Source organism: Marinobacter sp. AC-23, assembly GCF_001858325.1.
Classification (GTDB): Bacteria; Pseudomonadota; Gammaproteobacteria; order Pseudomonadales; family Oleiphilaceae; genus Marinobacter.
In genome coordinates this window covers 1-22,684 of the sequence record NZ_MBPP01000024.1, presented here as the reverse complement: position 1 = coordinate 22,684, position 22,684 = coordinate 1, and the positions used below count along the sequence as shown (strand labels likewise).

Sequence of the window (22,684 nt, the reverse complement as noted above, 5' to 3'; positions counted from 1 at the left end):
ATTGGCACAGTCATGAGCTAGCGGTGGTCAATCTTGAAGATGAAAGCATAGACCCGCGCACGGTGGCCCCACAATTTAAAACCCACGAGCGCATGCTGGTAATGAGCGATGACATCTATGAAGCGATAAGTGAGTATGAGTCGAAATATCGCTACAAAAAGCACGTTGAAGGCTCATCGCAGGCGAGAAAGCATCCATTTTTACTCGTAGCTCATAGAAGAAATGAAGGTAAGCCTCTAAGCACCAAAGCGCTAGATGGCATTTTTCCACGAGTCGGAAAAGTGGCTCCTGAACTGGCGCACATCCATCCTCATATTTTGAGGCATGACTCGGTATATACGATGCTTGAAAGCATGCGCGAAGAGCTTGAAAAGCTCACGCCAGAGGATCGCACAACGCAAGTTCAAAAGACCCTCACTTGGATGTTTGGGTGGAGTCCAGAGTCGGACATGCCAGGTCACTATGGGGCGAAGTTTTGGAAGGAGGAGGCAGATAAAGCAATGAAGAAGCGCTCCGATAATTTCAAGTCAATCCGTCTGGCTGTTGAGCATAGAGTTCCAAAAGGAGAGGTAGAGTGAATATCGCAGTCGACGCACTCCAAGCACCGACGCAGGAAACCCTAGGTGCGTGGCTGAAAGTACCCCGCCTGGCCAAATGTGGGAAGTTCTTCACGCCCTCTGAGTTGAGTTGGTGGCCTGATAGAACCGCTTCAGACCCGGTTAACTGGAAAGCCGCACTTGTCGTTGTGGCGCCTGAATGGCAGCGCTGGTTACATGCGGCCTTAGCATACCTTATGTCGGATTTGACTCAGGCATCTGTTGCTGGCGTCTCCAGTGTGCTGTCGCGGGCTGCGCAGGCGGGGCTCTACATCCTCAATGAGGATCATCTGACCGATCTGCGTGAGCGCTTTAACGCTATAGAGTTTTCTCAACTAGTTAGTTTCATTGGCTTCTGGCAGACCTGCGAGTCCGTCGAACAGCGGCCTTCGCAATCCTTGGCTGATGCATACAAGAAGCTGCCGAGAAAAAAGTCCGCCCGTAAGGATGTCATCCTGAGTTTGGACCCTGAACAAGGCCCTTTTACGCAGGTGGAGCAGGACGCGTTATACCAATGGATACATGAGCAGTTCTGTCATAGCCAGTTAGATCCCGAGCACTATCTTTACCTGCGCCTGCAGATGATTTACGGGCAGCGCGGCATACAGCTACGCATGATTGTCTTTGGGGACTTCATCAAGACCGACCGGGATCACAAAATTAAAATCTTTTGGGCGAAGCAACGAACCGACGATGTGAGTTGGCGAGCAAAGTCAGAAATGTTCAGCCTGGATAAAGACCTTTACAACTCCGTGCAGGCCTATAAGGCGATCCTCCTCGCCCGACTATGGCAGGAATATCCAGGCCGTGCCGATTGGGATAAGGCGATCAACAATGTGCCACTTTTTCGACGTCGGTTAGAAGAGCGGGGCCGAGTAAGCCAAATCCCAGTTTTGATTGATCTCCCTCATCAAAAAGCACTCGAAGACGAGCCTCAGCCGGAGTTCCATATTTCATCGAACACGGTAAGAGAATGGTTCCGCCGATTAGAGCGTATGGCTGGCTTCCCGATCTCGCACCGCACGCATCAGCCGCTGAAAATCACACGAGGTCATCGGTTCAAGCACACGCTTGGCACGGACCTCTCCAATGCAGGATTGGATGAGTGGTCGCTGGCAGGTGCACTGATGCAAAAAGATACTCGTTCAGTCCGGAAGTATCGAGCGGTCTCCGCTGAATTGATGCATTTGATTGACGCGAAGATGAGTGATCATCTCGCGATCGTTGTGAATGCCTTCGCCGGGACCATTGTGAGGGACCGTGCCTCAGCGAAGAATGGAGATCTAGTTGATCGGCAGATTGAAGACCTGGCCGTCTGTGGTGCCAATGCAGTCTGCCACCTCGATGCACCTTTTACTTGTTATGGGTGCGGTAAATTTCAGCCTCTTTTGGAGGCAGATCATACCGCTGTCCTTGAGCGCCTGAGGCGTCGTCGGGCGCAAGTCATCGCCACAGATAAAACAACAGGAGTGCTCTGGGATCGTGCCATTTTGGCCTGTCGCAAGGTTATTCTCGATTGTAATGCCCTGCGCCAATCACTCCCGTCAGATGGAGTTGACGTATGAGCAATGTTGCTGATTTTAGGTCGAAGAGTCACCTGGCGGCTGAGGATCAGTTAAACGAGTTTATTCAGTGGGCGAAAGCGACCCTTCCAAAGGGTATTCCAGATCGGGTGCACGCCAGTATTCGCTGGAAAGATGAGAGCTGGCACTCCCACGGTTTTGATGGCTGTTCCTTCACAGCGTTGGGGTCGTCCATTCGTGCTCCAATAAAGATGCAGTACCCCTTTACAGACTTTGCCAAGGCAATCGTGGTGTACCGCCGTGTTTATCAAGCAAAAAAAACTGCAGATGGCTTACTCCTTTCGATGAAAGCCCTTGAGGCAGCGCTGGTTGAGTTGACCGGTACGCGGGATGTGACCCTGGTTTCAGCGGTGGTATGCAACCGAGCCTGCGAGTACATGGAAACTCATTGGAAAACAGGCAACACTGCATACAAAATGAGTAAGAATCTTGAGAATATCATCACCCTGATGCGGGACAAGAAACTGCTTAAAACGACTTTTCGGTGGGCTTCTCCGCTTCAACAAAAGTCTACTAGAACGCTCAAACAGCAAAAAGCGGATCGTGAGCAGAAACTTCCCAATCCTGAATCAATAAAAGCCTTGGGGGAGATGTTTAATAACGATATGACCAGCCCACTGGATATTGTAGTGACATCCGCGTGTGCTCTTTTGCTCAGTGCGCCTGGTCGCATTGGCGAGTTAGCGGATGTTGGGCATGATTGCATCGTGTTCAAAGAGTGTGCTGCGGGTAGTCGTCGCATGTTCTTGCGCTGGTACGCTGAAAAAATAAATAAGCCAACCTTAAAGCCCGTGGTTAAACCGGAGATGGAGCTTGTGGTCGAACGGGCAATTACAATGCTCATTCCGATCACCGATGAGGCAAGGACTTACGCCGCATGGCTGGAAGATCACCCCGATCAGTTTCCACCGCATGAAGGGCTGCCGAAAAAGTGGGCCAATGATCCGCTCACCTACACAGAAGCCTGTGCAGCGTTGAAAATGCCAATCCACAGAGGTTTGACACCTCGAAACGTATTCAAGCAACAATTTTTGATTCCTCTTGGGAAGCGAAAGGCTCTCAGCCCAGCCGCAAGGGCGATATTGGAGGAGATACGTGAGGGTTGGGACAACAGTCAGGGAAAGAAAGTCTTCATGGAGGGCAAGATTGGCGTTCGGGGTTATGAGTTTAACGACAGGGGTGTGATTACGCTGCGCAAACTCAATGTTCTGATGCGCGAAAAGTACCTGCCTAAAGATTTCCCATACACCACGTCCTATGTCGAGGGCAAAGCGCGGGTAAAGTACCGTGATGCGCTGTTCACTGTGCGTACCGGAGCTCTGCCTGATGAAACGATGAAGCACGCTGCAATGAAAAGAGGCTTCGGCGTGGAGATCGCTGCTAGTACTTCGCGTATTCAGGCACAGTTGGCAGGAGGGTCGAATAATAAAAAAAGTATCTTCGAGCGCCATGGCTATCAGGGTTTAAAAGTAAACACGCATGCCTTTCGCCACGAGCTGAACACACGAATGCACCAGGCAGGCTTATCACAACTCCTAATTGATGCATTTTCCGGTCGCACGACGATGGGGTCTGTATACAATCATGAGACCGTCGAGGAACGCACTAGGCGGGTTGCACGCTATCACCCCAAAACGAAGAACGGTAACGCGGTTCAGACGCTGGAAAAGGTCAGAACAAATCAACCTTTGAGCCTCAGTGATGTGAGGGATTTACGTGAGGGTGAACGGGACCGAGTCATTTATCAGACCCACGTTGGGGTCTGTGTACACAACTTTGGTTCCGGACCCTGTCCGAAAATGGGGGCCTGCTTGGGCTGCGAGAAGCTCGGCTGTGTCAAAGGTGATGATGTGAAACTCTCCAATCTCAAAGAAGAGCGTGAGGATCTTAAGCGCCGCTACGACAAGGCACTTGATGCACAATCTTGCGATAAGTTTGGGGCTTCAGTATGGGTCGAAAAAGTGGGTATGGACCTCTATAAGTGTGACGCGCTGATCCGCACCCTGGAGAACCCTGAGCTCGAAAACGGTGACATCGTATGGAATGTCGACAACGGTTGGACACTGACAAACAATGCGGCTGCAATGGCAGGGCTGATCGATGCCAAAGTCATCGAGGCAGAAACTGCACAACAGACGTTGCCGTCGTTGGATGATCTGTCGGCCATGTTAGCTAAGATCGAGGTATAACGGTGGGGCATTTAACGCAGAAGGATGAAAGGCGCATCATCAAGTTGATTGAGGAGTGGTCGGAACTAAAACTGACATGGCCTTTACTCGTCGAAGCATGCAAAGAAAAGCTGGGGATCAGTCGTGCTCGCCAGTCTCTAATGAAGCTGCCTGCAGTTGATTTGGCGATGAAGAATCGCAAGGCCGCATTGAAAGCCCCGAAGGAGAAGCCAGGATGGGTTAACGATATTCACGAGGCGAACGAGCGCATTGAAAAACTGACCGTCACTAATCAAAAGCTTATGGGAGCTCTTCGGGATATGCATGCGCGCTTTCTGATCTGGCAAGTAAATGCTGATATGCATGGGGTAACCCAATCGATGCTTGAGCAGCCGGTTTCTCAGCTTCGGAAACGAACCTGATTGGGTGTATAGGACAGTATTCACCGGCGGTTCAAAGCCAGGATCGCCGTTCAGTGCCTGAAAGGTTCCGCCAAACTACCTATTTAGGGTTTTGAACACTCGAAAAAAACGGTCGTTTGTTGGACGCTTCCGTTCACCCTTCAGAAACACCCGATTTCGTCTTGTTTTGCGTCCAACAATCACGTACAACAATCTATGACCAGAAAAGGCCCCTTTTATGATCGTAGGTTATGCGCGAGTAAGCACCCAAGACCAAAACCCGGAACTCCAGGTAGATGCCCTGGAGAAAGCCGGGGCAGAACAGGTCTTCCAGGAAAAATTTACAGGTACCTTGCGTGAGCGACCCGAGTTGTCGCAGTGCCTCCGTATGGTCCGAGAGGGCGATGTCCTTATCGTCTGGAAGTTGGACCGTCTTGCTCGCTCGTTAAAGGACCTCGTAGAGATTGTTCAGGACCTCCAGGATCGTGGGGTTGGCTTTAAGTCCCTCACTGAATCTATCGACACTACCAGTTCAGGCGGGCGACTGGTGTTCCATATCTTCGGTGCCCTGGCTGAGTTTGAGCGCGACCTGATTCGGGAGCGGACGATGGCCGGACTTCAGGCTGCCCGAGCCCGGGGACGGAAGGGGGGTAGGAAGCCCGCGTTGTCAACAATGGACACACAGAAAGCTGCTGCGATGTTATTAGACCCTAAAATCACCAAAACAGAAGTGGCGCAACATTTTGGGGTTAGCCGGACAACACTCAATGCTTCTTTGGCTCGTTTGAAAAAGACGTCACTAAACAGCAATATCAACGACCACACTCCACAAGGATAATTTATGAGGGCCCAAACCAAAGGCGCAATTTTGCTTGTCGCGCTCACTCTTGCCGGTTGCCAGTCAGCGGGCGGCCTATCGTATCCAGTGCTAAAGCATGAAGCCTTTGAAACCCCGCCTGCCAATATCGAGTTCAAGGCAGAAATCGGGCAACCAATCATCACACGGGTAGACGGATTTGCTTGGCCGGCCTTCAAGGTTACCGATGAAATTCCATTTTCATTCGAAGGAACGAGTTATAGTTTGCGGCCAGGGCTTTACAGAGTTGACGGCGTTGCACCGTCCTATTCTCAGGCGACCCTCAACGGCCGAGTGGCAAGCAGCACCACCGAAGTATTGAACTCTCGAGTCTCCCTTATTCTTCGGGATGGACAGTGCAAGATCATCCCTATGATGGTCCAGGTCGCAGCAACTAATGAAGTTGCAAATCCTATTCAGGACAACATCAAAGGCCTCCTCACTGGCGAAAGGGCAATATTCGGAGCCCCAGCGCCCACTAAAGTAGATTCAAATACAGTGGGGCAGGTGATCGATCCGGCAAAGTGTTTTACTGATTACGATTTCAACCCGAATCAACCTGGTAGCAGCAAACGTGAGCTGGTTTACCTCGGCCAGTCAGGAGAAACGCTGCGCTTCAAATACCGGGAGTATTACGACAACTTGGTACGAGCAGCATTTTCGAATGATCTCACCTACAACATTGCTGATGACAATGTGATCGGGTTCCGGGGAGCTCGTATTGAGATTGTTGATGCCTCAAATACAGAACTGACCTACCTCATCCGTCGCCACATGGAAGAGTGAGGCTGAGAATTACTCTCACCAACTTAATTTTGTAAGCCGCTTTAGCAAGGAGTAGTACGCTTGGAAGCCTTTATTGCAGATCCCTCTGCCATCGATGAGTTCCTCAAACGCTGGAAAGGCAACACGGGCAGTGAACGCGCGAATTTCCAATCCTTCATGCGCGACCTTTGTACGTTATTAGATCTGCCTCATCCAGACCCAGGTGAAGGTGATACCAGCCAAAACTCCTACGTGTTTGAACGGTTCATCTCGGCGGCTCGTGTCGATGGCAACACCGACAACCGGTACATCGACCTGTATCGTCGCGACTGCTTTGTACTGGAAGGCAAGCAAACCGGTAAAGAGCTGGCATCCAAGAGTCAGCAAAATGCTGTTAATGCCGCCGTGGCTCAGGCTGAGCGATACATTAGGGGGTTGCCTCAAAACGAAGTAGAGCATGGCCGGCCACCTTTTATTGTGATCGTCGATGTTGGTAACGCCATCTACACATACTCCGAGTTCACTCGTACCGGTGGTAACTACGTCCCCTTTCCTGATCCGAGACACTACGAGATTCGGCTGGAAGATCTGCACAAACCGGAGATTCAGGAACGTCTTCGCAAGCTATGGCTAACCCCAAACCAACTTGACCCAAGCAAGCACGCCGCAAGAGTTACCCGAGAAGTCAGCGCCAAACTGGCCGAGCTGGCAAAGTCTCTGGAACACAGTGGTTACGATGTGGAACGGGTCGCCAGTTTCCTGAAGCGCTGCCTATTCACCATGTTTGCCGAAGATGTGGAACTCCTTCCGAAGTCGTCCTTCCATGATCTCCTGGTAGATATTAAGGATCGGAACCCAGAAGCCTTCCCGCAAGCTGTTAAGGGGCTTTGGGAAACCATGAATGCCGGTGGCTACAGCGAGCGTCTGATGCAAACCGTGAAACGCTTTAACGGCGGCCTATTCAAAGGCATTGATCCAATTTCCCTGAATGCTCAACAAATCCAGTTGCTAATTGATGCAGCCAAAGCTGATTGGCGTTTCGTTGAGCCGGCCATCTTTGGGACGTTGCTGGAGCGTGCGCTTGATCCTCGGGAACGCCACAAGCTGGGCGCCCATTACACTCCCAGGGCCTACGTTGAACGCTTGGTCATGCCAACCCTGATCGATCCGCTTCGTGAACAGTGGGGCGACATTCGAGGTGCGGCGGAAACCCTGCTACGTCAGGGAAAAACAGATAAAGCTCTGAAAGAAGTCCAAGCCTTTCATTACAAGCTTTGCGATACAAAGGTTCTCGATCCTGCCTGTGGCAGCGCTAACTTCCTTTACGTAGCTATGGAGCACATGAAGCGTCTGGAAGGGGAAGTCCTAGGCTTCATCGCTGAGCTAACTCAAGGTCAGGGCGTCCTGGAAAGTGAGGGCTTGACTGTCGATCCACACCAATTCTTGGGGTTAGAGATCAACCCACGAGCCGCCCAGATTGCAGAGCTCGTTCTTTGGATTGGCTACCTTCAGTGGCACTACCGTTTGAACGACCGATTGGACCTCCCGGAGCCCATCCTGCGGGACTTCAAAAACATTGAGTGCCGAGATGCGCTGATCGAATACGACAGTCGAGAGCCGGAGCTGGATGACAACGGAGAGGCGGTGACCATCTGGGACGGCATCAGCATGAAGGAGAGCCAGACGACTAGTGAGCTTATTCCCGATGAAACGGGGCGGGCAACGGTTTACCGGTACCACAACCCGCGTAAGGCTGAATGGCCGAAGGCAGATTACATTATTGGTAATCCACCCTTTATCGGTAACAAACGACTGCGAACTGCCCTTGGTGGTGGTTACGTAGATGCGATCAGGTCAGTCTATAAGGGAACAATCCCAGAATCTGCGGATTTTGTAATGTATTGGTGGCACATAGCAGCTAATAAGGTCCGCCACGAGCAAGCTCGACGATTCGGGTTCATCACAACGAACAGTCTCCGCCAAACGTTCAATCGGCGGGTTTCAGAAACTCACCTTGCTGACTCAAAGAACCCATTGTCGCTGGTATTCGCAGTTCCTGATCACCCTTGGGTGGACGGTAATGATGGGGCTGCAGTGCGTATTGCTATGACTGTGGGTGTTGCAGGTGTTCAGACAGGGGAGCTTTGTACTGTCATTTCGAGATCTGGCAGCGATGATGGTAGTCATTCAGTCATTCTGAAAAAACGTAGCGGGAAAATATTTGCGAACCTCGAAATAGGGGCCAATGTAGCAAGTGTAGATCCCTTGAAAGCCAACTCCCACATCAGTAATCGCGGTGTCATCCCTCATGGATCAGGAATGATCTTGACTGAAGACCAGGCTGCTCTCCTCGAACCTGACGCACCAATAAAGGCTTATCGCAATGGCCGAGACCTAACGGGGACACCACGTGGAGTATTTGTGATTGATTGCCATGGACTGGTTGCCGAAGAGGTGAAAATTCGTTACCCAAAGCTTTACCAGTGGTTGCTTGACTATGTAAAACCAGCACGAGATGCTCACCGCGACAAAGACCTTCGTGAGAAATGGTGGCTGCATCGGAGAAACAATGAAGACCTGCGCTCATCATTAAAGGGCCTCAGTCGCTATATTGCCACCGCCCAGGTTAGCAAACATCAGTTCTTCACATTCTTAAATCACGACATTCTGCCGGACGACAAACTAATCGCGATTGGGCTTGACGAAGGAGATCTTCTTGGAGTGTTATCGAGCAGAGTGCACGCACATTGGGCGATAATAGCAGGTGGAGCGCTTGGCGTTGGGAATGACCCTGTATATAACAAAAGTCGCTGCTTTGATGCTTTCCCATTTCCGACAGCAAGCAAAAACCTATCAACCAGAGTGCGGGGGCTCGCAGAGAACATCGATGCACATCGTAAACGCCAGCAGTCAGAGAACCCGTCTTTAACTCTGACAGGTATGTACAACGTCCTCGAAAAGCTCCGCGCCGGCGAAAAACTTACGGACAAAGAAAAGGCCATCCACCAACAAGGCTTAGTATCTGTCCTACGCGAACTCCATGACGACCTGGACCGAGCGGTATTCGAAGCTTATGGCTGGTCAGACCTAGCTGACAAACTGGTGGGCCGCCCAGGTGCCACAACCCCACTTCCAGACAAACCGGCTGACCAAGCGGAAGCCGAGGAAGAACTATTGATGCGGCTTGTCGAGCTCAATAAGCAACGTGCGGAGGAAGAATCACAAGGCATTGTTCGCTGGCTGCGTCCTGAGTACCAGGCACCCGATGCTGTTCAGACCGAAGTGGAGATCGCGCCGAAGGTCGCCTCTGCAAAATCGGAAGCCGCCACAAACAAAGGAAAAGCCACGCTTCCGAAAGCAATTCCCGATCAGCTTCGTGTGATCAGGATATCATTGGCAGAGCGTGCCCACACTACGGAAAGCCTAGCCGAGATGTTCAAGCGGAAACCTATGAAATCGGTTGAGGAAGGGCTCAAATCCTTGGCTGCCGTTGGCATAGCTGAGTTTGAAACAGAAACGCAGACTTGGCATATCGTGTAATAGAATTATCAGCACAAGGATGTGCTTATCCCTCTTTAGCAGTCTATTGGGCTAACCCAATCACACCACAGTCCTGCACTACCTAGATATCCTTCATTAGATTTAAACCGAATTCTATGCACATGCCTGTGGGCAAAGGAGTAAGTGGTTGAAGCATCAGCCTTAAACCATCCACAGGGGGGGGCACTGCATGTAGTGTGTGGTGAAGTTGCCAGCATCAACATATATACTTTGGATGTTGCTGATGCAATAAAAAACCCCAGAGCAGAACTCTGAGGTTTGACTAGGTGGTAAGGGGACATTCTTGGCGGAAGGCCCTTACCGAAATTCAACCAGCCAGTCAGGCCGATCAAAGGATTATCATATGAAACTGAGAGACCACATGCCAATATTAATTGGCTATATGTTCCCGCGGTATGACCTTTTATATCACCTCACTGGCTATCTCGCACCGGAGATCAGTCATGGTCATCAGACCTGCAATCTACGTTCGAGCCTACTTCCGAATGGTCAACGGCACGCTTCAGCGTGTTTGCGCTCATTTCAGGAGCTGGCCGAATCGCTAAGTGAAATAGATGCCGGGGTGTCTCGGCATCAACTCAAAGCTTCCAGTTGATGTGAGGTGAAGTATGTCCAAAAAATACCGCAGTGCCGTAACAGGCCTATATGTAACTGAGTCATTTGCTAAAAAACACCCACGGGAAACTGTTGGTGAAAAGACCAAGTCATCTCGTAAGAAAAAATAGATTGCTAGGCACAAGGATGTGCCTTTGACTCCTTTTCCGGCTATGGTGGATTTCTGTTCTAGGCGTATGAACCCACTGCGCATAATCGGCGTTACGTTAAGGTCGCAAAGCGGACATTCATAGACCTCGGGTAGTTACTCCATTTAAGGTCCACGTTGAAACCCCAATTGGACTTTTCCCGCTCCAGTTAGACTTCACGGCCCTGACTTATTTCGGCTAGTTGTTTGAGACGGTTGCAGCACGCACCCAACCCCTTTTCCGGAAGGTTAGTGATACCAAGCAACAACCCGCTATGAGCTCTCGATGAGTTGGCATACCAAGGAGATAGCGGAGCGGGTGCCAAACCGAACTCGATCGCATGATCAGCAATCGCCCTGTCGTCCGTGCCATCTGGCAATCGAAGCAGCAACGCCAATCCGGCCATCGCTTTATCTGCATCCGATGTTTCCAAAGCGCGCTGAAGAGCGGAGCTGCGGGCGTTATACGTTCGTTTCATCCTGCGTAGATGCCGCAAATAATGCCCTTTTCGCATGAACTCGCCGACTGCTCTCTGGCTTGCTATCGAACTGGCTGGGGCCAGCGCGGCAGCAACATCGCCAACCTGATTAACCAATGCCGGAGGCACCACGACAAACCCGAGACGCAGGCTCGGACTGATTGTTTTACTAAAAGTGCCTATGTGGATGACGCGGCCAAAACTGTCCTGCGATGCCAAAGCCGGAGCTGCACGACCTGTTAACTGCAACTCACTTAGATAGTCGTCTTCGATAATCCAACTGTCGTGTGTGGCAGCCCATTCGAGCAACTGGTGACGCCGTGACAGCGACAATGTCATTCCTAACGGTGCCTGTTGGCTGGCTGTGACGACAGCCAAAGCCGCATTGGGTGCGCATTCCAGACCCTCGTTAACATTGAGCCCGTGTTCGTCGACGCTGACCGGGACAGGTTCGAGCCCCGCCATCGACAGGGCTGTTCGTGTCATCGGGTAGCCTGGATCCTCCATCCACGCGGATGCTCCCTTTAAGTCAAGCGCATGCATGATCAATCCGAGCGCACCCGCGTATCCGGCAGTAATGATTATCTGTGCGGGGGAGCAAACCAAGCCTCGTGCGATCGATAGGTAAGCCGCGATTTCTGCACGAAGGCCTGACTCCCCACGTGGGTCCGGATAGCTCACAGAGGCCATAGCAGCCTGACGGGCTGCTCCCGCAGCGATCCGTGACCATACCTTGTAGGGAAAAACGTCCTGGGCGGGTATCCCGACCTGGAACACCATGGCGGATTCGCCAAACGGGTGCTGGTAGAAATCCGGTAAAGGTCCCCGCAAGTCACTGGTATCAGCCGGGTATGTTACCGGTAGCTGATCGGCCACAAAGGTGCCGGCTGCGCCACGCGCGACCAGGAGTTGCTCGTCGATCAACCTTTCGTACGCAGATTTTACCGTACCGCGTGAGACCCCAAGTTGGGCACTGAGATCACGCCAGGAAGGCAGCCGAGCCCCGGAATACAGGCGCCCTTCGGAAATGGATTTTCCAATGGCGCCGACAATCTGTTCGACCAGAGATGTACCGGCCTGCCGGTTCAGCTCTATGCGTAAATCATCCATAGGAGATCACTCACGGAAAAACGCGGGTCTGTGTGTGACGGAACGCCGTTAGATTCAACGAACGTTTTGAAATGGTACATCATAAATAACCATTCATGGTTCTTTTTCATGGACCTTAACCTAGTATCATTACTGGACAATCATTCGATAGCGGGCTGGAAAAGGGGTGAAAATGGAGTCTCTACTCGTCATCAGTACAAGCCCTCAGGTCGAAGGGTCACACAGCCGTCAAATGGCAGCGCGCTTCACCCGCCTTTGGGCAAAAAACAACCCGGAGGGCAGAGTTGTAGAACGAGATATCGGTCGCAAACCGGTTCCCCATGTGGATGAACAATGGATAAGCGCTGCTTTTACCTCGGAGGAAGATCGGACTCCTGATCAAAGAGCCGCTCTTGAGATCAGTGATGCTCTCGTTGCCGAACTACGGAATGCAACAACCATTGTGATCGGTTGTCCTATGCACAATCTATCGGTCCCCAGTACCTTAAAAGCGTATATCGATCAGGTCGTGCGCATGGGCGTCACAACGAAACTAGTGCCTGATACCCCAAAGAGCCCCTACTTAGGTTTGTTGAGCGACAAACCCACCTACCTGATGCTTGTCCGAGGTGGCTACGGCTACGAATCTGGCAATGCATACGCGCCAATGAATTTTCAGGAACCCTACCTCAGGGCGGTTCTAAAAATGCTTGGCATCGAGAGCGTAAAAACCATTGCCTTGGAGTATGCCGCAATGGATGGCAACTACTTCGAGAGCGCACTCGACGATACCAACGCACTAATTGACAGCTTGTTCGATGAGTCCTCTAAAGCGATTTCGGGCAACCTCAATAAATATTCCTCAAACCCCTAGACACATTAGCAAGGAGATTCCCGCATGCTCATGAGAAACACTGTTTGTAATTTGCTGGCCTTTTTGGTTTTGATCGGCTTCAGCCTGTCTGCCTCCGCCGCTGACAAGAAAATCGGCGTGTTGGTCTATGACGAAGTGCTGACCAGTGACGCTGTCGCACCAGCCGAAGTGTTCGGCGTTGCCTCGCGAAAAGCTTGGTTCTCAGACTATGAGGTTGTGTTAATCAACGTAGAAAGGAATGACACGGTAAAGACCGAGGAGGGGTTGACGCTTCAGGTCGATGCCAATATTTACGATGATCTTGATCTGGATGTTCTGATCGTCAACAGCGCTTACGAAATGGACTGGCTGTTCGAAAACAAGGATCTGACCAAGTTCCTTGCAGAGCAGGCTAAAAAAGTTGAGTGGCTGGCCAGCAACTGCTCCGGCGCTTTCATTTATGCCCACGCAGGACTTCTGGATGGATATCGAGCGACAACCTGGGCCGGTGGGGAGCCTGCTTTGCAGAAGCAGTTTCCGAAGATTGATGTGGTCGTTGATCAAAACGTAGTTGTTGATCGCAATCGAATCACCAGCAATGGCGGCGTACCGTCTTATGAGGGAGCACTGGTATTGTTATGGCTCATGAGCGGCGAGGGCAATGCAAAGGAAGTGTTTGAAACGATCCAGTTTAACCGCGTCATCCCATGGTCAGAGATAGAAAAATACATGCCCGATGCCTGATGGGAAAACCTGGGGCAAAACCTTTGTCCGGCTATTAACCGCCCCTCAATTAGGTCTGCCCCAGCTCTCTGGCCATACGCGCTAACCGCTTGGACGCTCAATACTCCAATGGACGCTCCGGGCCTACAGTTACAGCATAGGAGGACGCGCCAGGAGCAGCTAACGCCATACCGCAGTGTCCGCTTTTGTTTAAGTACGGACAATTTATGAGCCCAACAGCCGGTGACCTTAGGCTGTAATAGGAGCGGGTTACAGTTTTCGTGGCACTAAACACGTTGTGCCACTTGCCTGGGCTTGGGAACGCGGAGCAAAGAATTGGTCTAAGGAGAAGCGCGAACGTTTTTCCAACGATCCGAAAAACCTACTACCGGTTGAGGCGAGCTTTTCGAAAGACCAATATCGAATTGGAAAAGCATTGCTTTTGTTGTCGGATCGGCAAATTATACGAAGACCATTCAAGTGCCGGTGGCAATGTGACAGTTTGCGTAGAGAAGCAAGTCGATTATCAGTTTAACGGTCACCGTTTTGAGCCGTTTTGGCTTATCCTCAATGAGCGGCGCAAACCACCGCTTCTCCCGCTTATGTTCACTACCTTTCTAGCTCGATTCGGCGCTGTCTTTGAGATTAAAGAATTGTCCGATGGAACGTTGCAAGGGCGCACCAGTAGGCTCTACGAACTGGTCGAGAGAGAGGTCTCTGATGCTACGATGCGAGCTTATGTCTACGCTTTGGCTCAGTTTCTAGGCTACCTGGAAGAATGTCGGCTGACTCATCAGACGGCCGGACTGCATGCATCTTCGTCCTGTAGTGAGCGGTTCGTGAATCATTACCTCAATGAGGTGCTTTCAAACCGTCTTAAATCGGCGCAATCGCTCCAGACCCATCTATCAGCACTCACCGCTTATTATAACTTCCTGCATTACATGGAATCTTCTCCACGCCTGGCGCTGCGCGTTTATCGACGGACCCGGCAGGCCATGGCGGAACGGAACACCAAACAACATTACATCCAGTACGTTCCGAGACACGCGCGTCTCACATTGCTGAATCATTGTGAAACGCTGGCTGAAAAACTCATGATGAGAATGGGGTTCGAGGTGGGCCTTAGGACTGCGGAGTTGCGGGGTCTGCGCACGCCCGCCTTGTGTATTCTGTTCAAACAGTTGGACAACCGAGCTTACGACCACGTCGAGCGGTTTAGCTACTGGCTGGAGGGTCGCTATGCCAAAAACAGCAAGAGTGGTTGGGTGTATTTTGACAGAGAGTTGCTTTCGGATATGAGACGGTATTTTAGTACCGAACGCCAGTGGGCGATTGACGAAAGCGGAAGTGCGGATGAAAGCTTTTTTCTCAGAACAGATCCGCGATTTCTCGGTACGGGTATCAGCGAATGGCACGCTTCCCGACGCTTTCGACAGAGGCCGATGAGGCTGGTTTGCATCCCAGTCTGAGCTTTCACGATCTACGCCATACTTTCGCAACTGAACTGTTTCATGAAGAACTCACGGGGCTCGACGGCCGGGAAACACGCTCGGAATCGGCAGCGCTCATTGTCGTCGCCCAGCGACTCCGGCACACCATCGGGCGAAATGGGCATGCCTCTTCAGTCACAACGCGGTATATCCGCATGAGACTCCAAATGTTGGAACTTGAGGGGGTGAGGTGAGCGAAAAGCTGGACACAGTTGCTGAGCCTGAGCACCCAGCGGACGATATGGCTAAAGCATTCGATCAAACGCTGCCGGAACTACCGACATACGCGTCCATAAAATCCACTCGGATCATCTACAAAACCCAGGCTGGCACCAACCAGATCATCGCCTTGACCCGGGAAAACAAATTTCACGAAGCCATTTTTCAGGGGCTGCCGCCACATTTCAAACAGACTGGTTTCATGGCCTCACAGAGGGATCGCGACGGGCTTATTCGGACGCGATACGACGATTCATAGACTGGCTGAACGCAACGGGTTATGAAAGCACCGATATCAATCGCTACGACTGCCTGAAGGCCTACGAAGCGTATTGCATGAATCAGCAGAGCCAGAAGCGAAGCCCGTTAGAATTCTTAACCGCAGTTATGAACAGGGCCCTGGCTAGCCCCGGCCTGACTGACGAGGATTTCGGCTATCTAAAGACACTGCTTAAGGTGTCAAAGCCTTCAAAAGGAGGGGATGTTAAGCCATATACCCTTACGGACTGGTTCAATCTGCCCTGGCTGCGATCTGTTCTCGGTGAGCAAAAATACCTTCAACTGGAAAGCCCAAGCAGATTGTTTTTGAGCTTTCGGGTGACGATTGCCGAGACACTACTTCATCTATTAGACGTCCGGGCGGAATGGCAGGAACACCCCATTACAACGTTTGAAGAACCTGCTTGCGGGAAGAACTGGTTTCGTAAATGGAACTACATGATATTAAGGCGTTTTGGTTCGTTTGACTCAGCAGGGCAGCCGCGAGACGCATGGACAGAACTGCTGTGGCTGGATTTGGTTCGCCCCTCTGACCGAAAGTCTATCAAACGCTGTTATCGCAGAGCTGCATTGAAAGCTTGGTCTCAGGGCCCTGGGTCTGCGGCCAACGCATTCGGTCCTGGGCTCGCTCTCCAACCATTTTCCATCCGGATTATCAACACGTTTACTCCCCTCTTGAGGAGCGCCTGATGGCCTGGTTAGTTGCCTGTGAAGCGGTGCAGCCAACCGATATTCCTAAACTGAAAACAACGGACTACGCACTCGAATTCAATCAATCCGGTCGCCTGATTGCGATGGAGTGTTGTTACTACAAGGGCCGCGCCAGCTCGACTCGGCAACCAGCGATCCTGATGGCGTCCGATTGCTGGACAAAAGCCCAATATCGCTACTTCACAGGTTTGCCGGTCTCTAGCCCTGTTTTCCAATTCAACGTTATGTCAGAAAAAGCGATGCCGGACATTAGAGAAGGTTTCGCGCAGCAAGGAGATATTTCTTTCTTGTGGCGAATCTGGGAATTGCCTTCCGTCAAGCGGCGAATTGACGCAGCTTTAAGGCGTGCCGGTGCCAGTTCGATCTTTCTGGACGCCGCGTTGGCGCTGACTCAGGGCAGCGAACCCGTGGGCATTTTTGCCAAGACACCCGAAAGTAATATCGGGGCGTACCGCGAAACGGTGGCGCGCTCCCTTCCACAGCACATATTTTCTCTCACGCACGTGAAGACCACTGCCGTTCATGCGGGATCAGACCGCTACCGTGACGGTGACCTGATCAACCACCACTCGCACACCTCGGCAACCGAAAAGCATGCTTATCTGACCGATGCCAATAAGGATTTCGTCAATCGTGCAGGTCGAGTCACCCGCCTGGTTCTGAACGATCTTCAGAATGTTGTCTACCAACCGTCTGTATCCGCAATGGCGGCAGCGGTGAACGTTCTGGAGTTGAGCACTCGCGTGGTGGAGGCCACCGGTTCAGAGGACATTCGAGTTCATTCGCTCGACCAGTCCATCGAACGGGTCCAAAACGACGATATCATCCTCGTTCCTGACACAGTGGAGCAGGCGCTGCTATTTATTCATACGATCGCCGAAGCCGAGGCTCGGCTACCGCAAATGCTCGCAGTCCGGCCCGATTGGGTCGAGCGCACGCTGTTGATCCGCGTTGAATGGATGACGCGCAATCTGGCTCGTATGCGTTCTGCTGCTGAGGCCCAGAAACAATATGCCGACCTCAAGCCCCATCTGCCCAATTTGTTTGATTACCTCCTGGAGACTGTGGAATGACCGCAACGATAGCACGTCGGCATCGGAACCTACCGGATCTCAATGAATTGCAGGCACGTCTCAGCGCTTTGCCTGGTAACCGGGGTAATCAATTCACGGAGAACGTATGGCAATTCATCAACCAAAGGGGAAAACGTTACACGGTCGACTTTGACACTGTTTTGGCACTGTCTGAGGTCTATCCAGACTGGGTGCGGGAACGGGGAATTGATCCCGTCTCGCTCTCCAAACATATCTGGCTGTCCCTCGCCGAATCGACGACCGTCAACAGCTACACAAGAAGACTGAAAGGACTGAGGCTGTGGATGGTCGCCTTGGCGCGAAGAAACCTGCCCCGCCTCACCCGCGAAAACAGCCGAGCTGTGTTGACGTTTATGCTAACGAACAATTGGAGAGGGGGACGCCCCTCGCCGCTGAAAGCCGTACGCAGTGAAATGGACATGACGTTTCTCATGCCCCTTCAAGCTCTGAAAGACGCTACCTCGGAGCTGGGCCTCGACTGGATTTCTCGGGATGTGACAGAGGCACATGTCAGGAGGCAGTTCAAGGTGCTGATTCCTGAGCTGACGGACAATGACCTGACCTATCAGGATTGGAAAAAAGGCCAGTCCTTTAACCTGCTTACTCTGGATCACGGTAGATATTATGTGGAGCACTGTCTCAATTTTTTTGAGGAGCACGCCCCGCTTGCCTGCGCCCTCAGTCAAACACTGCAAGCCTGTGCGACGATTGCCACAGATCTGGCGTAAGCCAGACATCTGTTAGGGCTCATATCTCCCGGGTCCTTGAGGGGCGACCGGTCACCGAGATATGGCCAAGTAGGCCAGCATTGGGGCAGCGGATGCAGACAGCTGTTGTGGATTACTTTCTGGAAGCTCATCGTAAGGCACGCTTCGAACATCACGTCCTGAAAGAAAACGTGTTAGAGCAGGTTGCCGAAGCTTTCGGGCTTGTGCCTTCACCGGAGACCGTAGACCGCCTGCGGGTTATCATCTGGGACTGGCTGCGCCGGGAGGATATCGAGGAAACGCAGTGCCTTCTGGGGGAATGTCAGAGGCCGGTGCCCTGGCACTTGTTCCTGCAAATTCTCGATGCCATGAAACAACGCTGTGACCAAAGCGGCTCTTTTGTGCCCACGGTGGCATTTTTTAAATCCTTTGGCCTTGAAGGAACAGTATACGAGGGCGGGAAAAAGACGAAAGGCGGCTACAGTCTGCCTCGCCAATTCATTGAACTGGTCGCGTCGGCTGGCTTAGTCGGTGTGGTGGCGTTGGCCGGATGGCGAGCAAGTGAGTTCGGGTTTTCCTATTCTGACATCCAGCGCAACCGAAACATGGACAAGCTGGATCAGTATGCCTTCCCGCATCGCTATCAGGTAGATTGGTACGTCTATAAGACATCCGGACGAGTCCGACAGTTACGGGAAGTCACTTTCAGTGCTGTTGCAATTGCTGAGCGCCTGGGGCGTATGCATGGCTCTGACGGTGACCGCCCATGTTTGTATGGAACATTCAATAGAAAAATCCCCTCCCAGTCTGAAGAGTCAGTGCTCAAAGCCGTCAGTGGCCTGTGGCCGCACTACGTCCAACACTATGCCGGTTTTGAACTGATCGATAACTGGGAGTCGTGGCAAAATTTGGCGCAAGTTGAAGCATCCGGCGATTTGCTGACGATGGACCAGTACCGGGAAAAGGAACGGCTTTTGGTATCGCGCTCCGCCGACGAATGGAACGAACTCTCAATAGACGGGAATTTACGAGAGGCGTATCGTCGAACCCGTGAAGAATGGCCTCAGCTGGCTTTCTTTTTCCGGAAATCTGTCGGCGACAAGAAAGACTGGGTGAACCAATACCGTAACGGCACCCTGCGCCCGGATTGGCGGGCTTTGCTCGATGCCCACCTGTCCGACGACACACGGGATTGGCTTTCCTCACTCAGTGAAGTCGAATGCCGATCGGGGGAAACATCCAAAACTATCCACAGCGAGGTGCTGGGCGAAGCACTGTATCCAAGCCCCCATGCGTTCCGCCATATGTGGGCAGAGGCGATTTACCGACGGTTTGATGGTGATGCAGGCTGGATGATCCGCAGCCAGTTTAAACACATCAGTCGAACCATGTGGCTGGCTTACATCCGCGATAAAGACAACCGCGCAGGCCACCAACTAGTGAAGATCCGCGTCATTAATTCGCTTGTCCACAACTACATCAAAAATCACGGCGAAGGCTACGCTGGTGAAATGAACAAGTTATTGCGCCGCCTCCTCCGACAGACGCGCGTCCAGAGCCAGGAGCAACAGATGGAATTGGCCGAACAACTGGCAAACATAGAGGTTGAAAACATCAAGGCGAATCCCTGGGGGTATTGTTTGCTGATGCGGCGGACCAGGTATAGGGCCAGATGTGTCGAAGAGGGTGAACCCATGCGTCACAATGCATCCCCGGAGCTGTGCCTGGGTTGCGTCCATAATCTGATGCAGACGACCAATGTCGAGTGGATGCTTTTTCAAATTGCGTCACATGTTGAGATTCTGAACAACCCGGTCGTCCCGGACATTTTCAAACAGCCTTCGTTCGAGCTGGTGCGCAATGTCACACGTCACGTCCGGACGCTGAACGCCCGCCACGAGGCACTACCTGAGCTTGAATCCGTGTTAACAAGTTACAAGTTGAGGGCTGCGTAATGGTGATGGAGTATCTAAAAAAACGTGCGGAGGCAGGGGCCGGCAAAGGACTCGAAGATCGTCCAGACTGGGTTTCCGACCGAAACGCCAGTGCCGCCGCCTGGCAGTGTGTGGAGGATATGAAACGAGAGAAGGCGCTCTACATTCGGCGTCACCGCACGTCTACGGATTTTCTCGTGAAAAAAAAATATCAAATCAAAGGCTCCGAAGTCGCCGCAGCACTTGGCATAAACCGCGCAACGCTCATGAACACGTCGAGCTATTCACCCCATTTCCGACAGTACCTTGACGCCATGAACGCAGGTCTGGAAGAAGCAAAGAATGCCAAATTGAAGCGTATCGAACACCCCACGGCCACCGGAATCAGGAAGAGCCGGAAAGACGACTTGGTCAGTCTGGTCAGGGAATTGCGGATGAAAAACGAAGAATTGAGGGCGTTGGCGGCAGAACCATTGGACGAAATCTACGAAGGACTGCCTCTGCCGATAAAAAAGAAGTTGGGGATCTCCTGATAATGAATGGAAAGCACAAATCGAAGCATGGAATTATTCCTGCGCTTCAAACACTCCTATGCTATGACCAACCGTAATGCAGGTTGACCGCTTCAATCGAACTTACCTAGGTGAGATTTACAACATGTCTGTAGGAATCTAGAGAGATCCGGCAACGGACGGAATCCGAGATGATTGGATGCCATCAGCAATTTACCCACGATTCGCTCGACGACCTGACGACGCGGGCATACTTGACAAAAATTCTGCCACAGATGGCGAAATTGATTAATTAAACCTAACGTCACGCGCTGATCTAGCGTGCCGGGAACCAGAAAGTCTACATAGGCCCATCGTGTTTCGATGTTGACACCATCACCTGAATAGTCACCACCAGAGCCTTCGCCATAATGGATACTTAACCTCGCCATAACTTTCGGTTGGCTCATCATTTTTCAAGCTACCGCCGCCCGAATTACCACCTGCGAACCAATCTCTCTGGTTGGTGTATGCTTGGAATCGATTATCCATATCGCCGTGAAACTCAAGCTCCGCTGCAGTTTCAGCCCAGCTTCCCGTTAATGTCACCGTACCTGTAATCGCTGTGATCAGAGCGCTGCGTTTCAATTTATTTACCTCCAGCATATTTTTCATTTGTTGATATTTTTTGCTTCATCTGCGTAGCAGATGTAACATTAAGGCCCGCCAAATCCTAAAAAAAGCAAAAAAAAGCGGAAATGTAACATTCCCGCAAATCAATACCTGAAAAAACTCCCACTACTAGGTTCTCACGTGAACCTTAAACCAACTTGAAATACAGCGACGAGTTTTAAAAAATAAGCCCCTACAATGCGCCCCAGGCTGCGGTCATTTCTCAATCCCATGCTCCACTTTATGATGTTCTTTGCGGGCGTCACGCAGGATATCGATGCCTCCCCATACCGCTATGGTGGCTATCGCGATCCCGACAACGAGGTCGGGCCAACTGTCGCCCAACCACCAGACAAGACCGCCTGCGACCAAAATCCCACCGTTCGATGCGAAGTCGTTGAGGCTGAAGGTGTTGGCGGCACGGATGTTTACGTCCGGTTCTTTAAGGTGGCTAAGCAGCCAGATGCAAACAAGATTGACGACGGCGGCGACCAGTGACATCGAAATCATCAATGGTCCCAGTGGTTCAGAGCCGCCAACATAGCGTCTCCATCCGTCGATCAAGATGCCGACAGCAAAGACTAATAGCAGGCCGCCCGATACGTTTGCGGCACCACGCTTCCACTTGGATGAGCGTGACAAGGCAAAAAGGCTGATTCCATAGACTAAACTGTCGGATGTGTTGTCGAGCCCGTTGGCGATCAGAGCACTGGAATCGCCTACGGCACCGGTCGCGAAGAATCCCGCCGCAATTGCAAGGTTGAGACCAAGAACGATCCAGAGCGTGCGACGCTCTTTTTCATTTCCCACATTAAACACAGTTTCTGACATAGGTAAGGAAATCTTCCGTTTTATACTCTTCACATACAGCCTTTTGCCAGCCGCTATGTCCCAATCTCATTGTGTTCAGTCAGATGTCTGGCGTCAACTATCTTGTCCGGTCCGCGACAACTATGATGGCCGGTTGGGTGGTCTTACTTTTTACTCTTTCCAGCCTGCTTAAGCTGTTGCTGTCGTCGGTAGCTTTCCCCCTCTAATTCGATAATCGTCGCGTGGTGTATGAGTCGGTCTACGGCCGCTACGGTCATCATGCTGTCCGGGAAGATCTGATCCCACTCGCTGAATGGCTGGTTGGCGGTGACAATCAAGCTGCCACTCTCATAGCGGTGGGCGATGAACTCGAACAGCACCTGGGTTTCCGCATCCGTCTTTTTTACGTAGCCGATGTCATCGATGATGATGACCCGGTATTTATCCAGGCGTGTCAT

20 protein-coding genes are annotated in these 22,684 nt (G+C 51.8%); 16 read left to right on the top strand and 4 right to left on the bottom strand.

Annotation, left to right across the window (positions count from 1 at the left end; all coding sequences use genetic code 11):
• From BCA33_RS09345 to BCA33_RS09315, 7 genes are all read left to right on the top strand, one after another.
• On the top strand, nt 1-578 hold a 578-nt coding region (locus BCA33_RS09345; RefSeq protein WP_139172959.1), incomplete at its 5' end, for a site-specific integrase.
• Nucleotides 575-2,161, top strand: a complete 1,587-nt coding sequence (locus tag BCA33_RS09340; protein WP_071265247.1) for an integrase — start codon at nt 575-577, stop codon at nt 2,159-2,161. The genes BCA33_RS09345 and BCA33_RS09340, both read left to right, overlap by 4 nt.
• A complete protein-coding gene (locus BCA33_RS09335) occupies nt 2,158-4,368 on the top strand; it encodes a hypothetical protein (RefSeq protein ID WP_071265245.1) in 2,211 nt (736 codons plus the stop codon). Before BCA33_RS09340 ends, BCA33_RS09335 begins: the two co-directional genes overlap by 4 nt.
• Nucleotides 4,369-4,370: 2 nt before the next feature.
• A complete protein-coding gene (locus BCA33_RS09330) occupies nt 4,371-4,769 on the top strand; it encodes a hypothetical protein (RefSeq protein WP_071265243.1) in 399 nt (132 codons plus the stop codon).
• A gap of 217 nt (nt 4,770-4,986) precedes the next feature.
• On the top strand, nt 4,987-5,586 hold the full coding sequence (locus BCA33_RS09325) for a recombinase family protein (protein ID WP_071265241.1): 600 nt from the start codon (nt 4,987-4,989) through the stop codon (nt 5,584-5,586).
• Nucleotides 5,587-5,673: 87 nt separating this feature from the next.
• Nucleotides 5,674-6,390 (top strand): hypothetical protein, encoded by a 717-nt coding sequence (locus BCA33_RS09320; protein WP_254774299.1) that lies wholly within the window; start codon nt 5,674-5,676, stop codon nt 6,388-6,390.
• A 60-nt stretch (nt 6,391-6,450) separates the two neighbouring features.
• Nucleotides 6,451-9,909: a DNA methyltransferase gene (locus BCA33_RS09315; protein WP_071265237.1), complete on the top strand. Its 3,459-nt coding sequence runs from the start codon at nt 6,451-6,453 to the stop codon at nt 9,907-9,909.
• A 933-nt stretch (nt 9,910-10,842) separates the two neighbouring features.
• Here BCA33_RS09315 and BCA33_RS09310 read toward each other — a convergent pair.
• Entirely contained in the window at nt 10,843-12,261 is a 1,419-nt protein-coding gene (locus BCA33_RS09310) for a PLP-dependent aminotransferase family protein (RefSeq protein ID WP_071265235.1), read from the bottom strand.
• Nucleotides 12,262-12,433: 172 nt separating this feature from the next.
• Here BCA33_RS09310 and BCA33_RS09305 point away from each other — a divergent pair, with 172 nt between their 5' ends.
• The 9 genes from BCA33_RS09305 (at nt 12,434) to BCA33_RS09265 (ending at nt 20,786) form a co-directional block, all read left to right on the top strand.
• On the top strand, nt 12,434-13,114 hold the full coding sequence (locus BCA33_RS09305) for an FMN-dependent NADH-azoreductase (protein ID WP_071265233.1): 681 nt from the start codon (nt 12,434-12,436) through the stop codon (nt 13,112-13,114).
• A 24-nt stretch (nt 13,115-13,138) separates the two neighbouring features.
• Nucleotides 13,139-13,837: a DJ-1/PfpI family protein gene (locus BCA33_RS09300; RefSeq protein ID WP_071265231.1), complete on the top strand. Its 699-nt coding sequence runs from the start codon at nt 13,139-13,141 to the stop codon at nt 13,835-13,837.
• 277 nt (nt 13,838-14,114) lie between these two features.
• Nucleotides 14,115-14,351: a DUF1524 domain-containing protein gene (locus BCA33_RS20490; RefSeq protein ID WP_254774298.1), complete on the top strand. Its 237-nt coding sequence runs from the start codon at nt 14,115-14,117 to the stop codon at nt 14,349-14,351.
• The gene (locus BCA33_RS20790; RefSeq protein WP_071265229.1) at nt 14,311-15,288 is read left to right on the top strand and encodes a site-specific integrase; all 978 of its coding nucleotides are present in this window, start codon (nt 14,311-14,313) and stop codon (nt 15,286-15,288) included. The genes BCA33_RS20490 and BCA33_RS20790 overlap by 41 nt, the downstream gene beginning before the upstream one ends.
• A 211-nt stretch (nt 15,289-15,499) precedes the next feature.
• Complete coding sequence (locus tag BCA33_RS09290; protein WP_071265227.1) at nt 15,500-15,787, top strand: hypothetical protein; 288 nt, start codon at nt 15,500-15,502, stop codon at nt 15,785-15,787.
• 709 nt (nt 15,788-16,496) lie between these two features.
• Nucleotides 16,497-17,591, top strand: a complete 1,095-nt coding sequence (locus tag BCA33_RS09280; RefSeq protein ID WP_071265223.1) for a hypothetical protein — start codon at nt 16,497-16,499, stop codon at nt 17,589-17,591.
• Nucleotides 17,588-18,340: a hypothetical protein gene (locus BCA33_RS09275; protein ID WP_071265221.1), complete on the top strand. Its 753-nt coding sequence runs from the start codon at nt 17,588-17,590 to the stop codon at nt 18,338-18,340. Before BCA33_RS09280 ends, BCA33_RS09275 begins: the two co-directional genes overlap by 4 nt.
• Before the next feature lie 92 nt (nt 18,341-18,432).
• The gene (locus BCA33_RS09270; protein WP_071265219.1) at nt 18,433-20,274 is read left to right on the top strand and encodes a hypothetical protein; all 1,842 of its coding nucleotides are present in this window, start codon (nt 18,433-18,435) and stop codon (nt 20,272-20,274) included.
• Entirely contained in the window at nt 20,274-20,786 is a 513-nt protein-coding gene (locus BCA33_RS09265) for a hypothetical protein (protein ID WP_071265217.1), read from the top strand. The genes BCA33_RS09270 and BCA33_RS09265 overlap by 1 nt, the downstream gene beginning before the upstream one ends.
• A 366-nt stretch (nt 20,787-21,152) precedes the next feature.
• Here the strand turns inward: BCA33_RS09265 and BCA33_RS09260 are convergent, their stop codons facing one another.
• The 3 genes from BCA33_RS09260 to BCA33_RS09250 form a co-directional block, all read right to left on the bottom strand.
• Entirely contained in the window at nt 21,153-21,419 is a 267-nt protein-coding gene (locus BCA33_RS09260) for a hypothetical protein (protein WP_071265215.1), read from the bottom strand.
• A 213-nt stretch (nt 21,420-21,632) separates the two neighbouring features.
• A complete protein-coding gene (locus BCA33_RS09255) occupies nt 21,633-22,247 on the bottom strand; it encodes a cation transporter (protein ID WP_071265214.1) in 615 nt (204 codons plus the stop codon).
• A 143-nt stretch (nt 22,248-22,390) separates the two neighbouring features.
• On the bottom strand, nt 22,391-22,684 hold a 294-nt coding region (locus tag BCA33_RS09250; protein WP_175469743.1), incomplete at its 5' end, for an ATP-binding protein.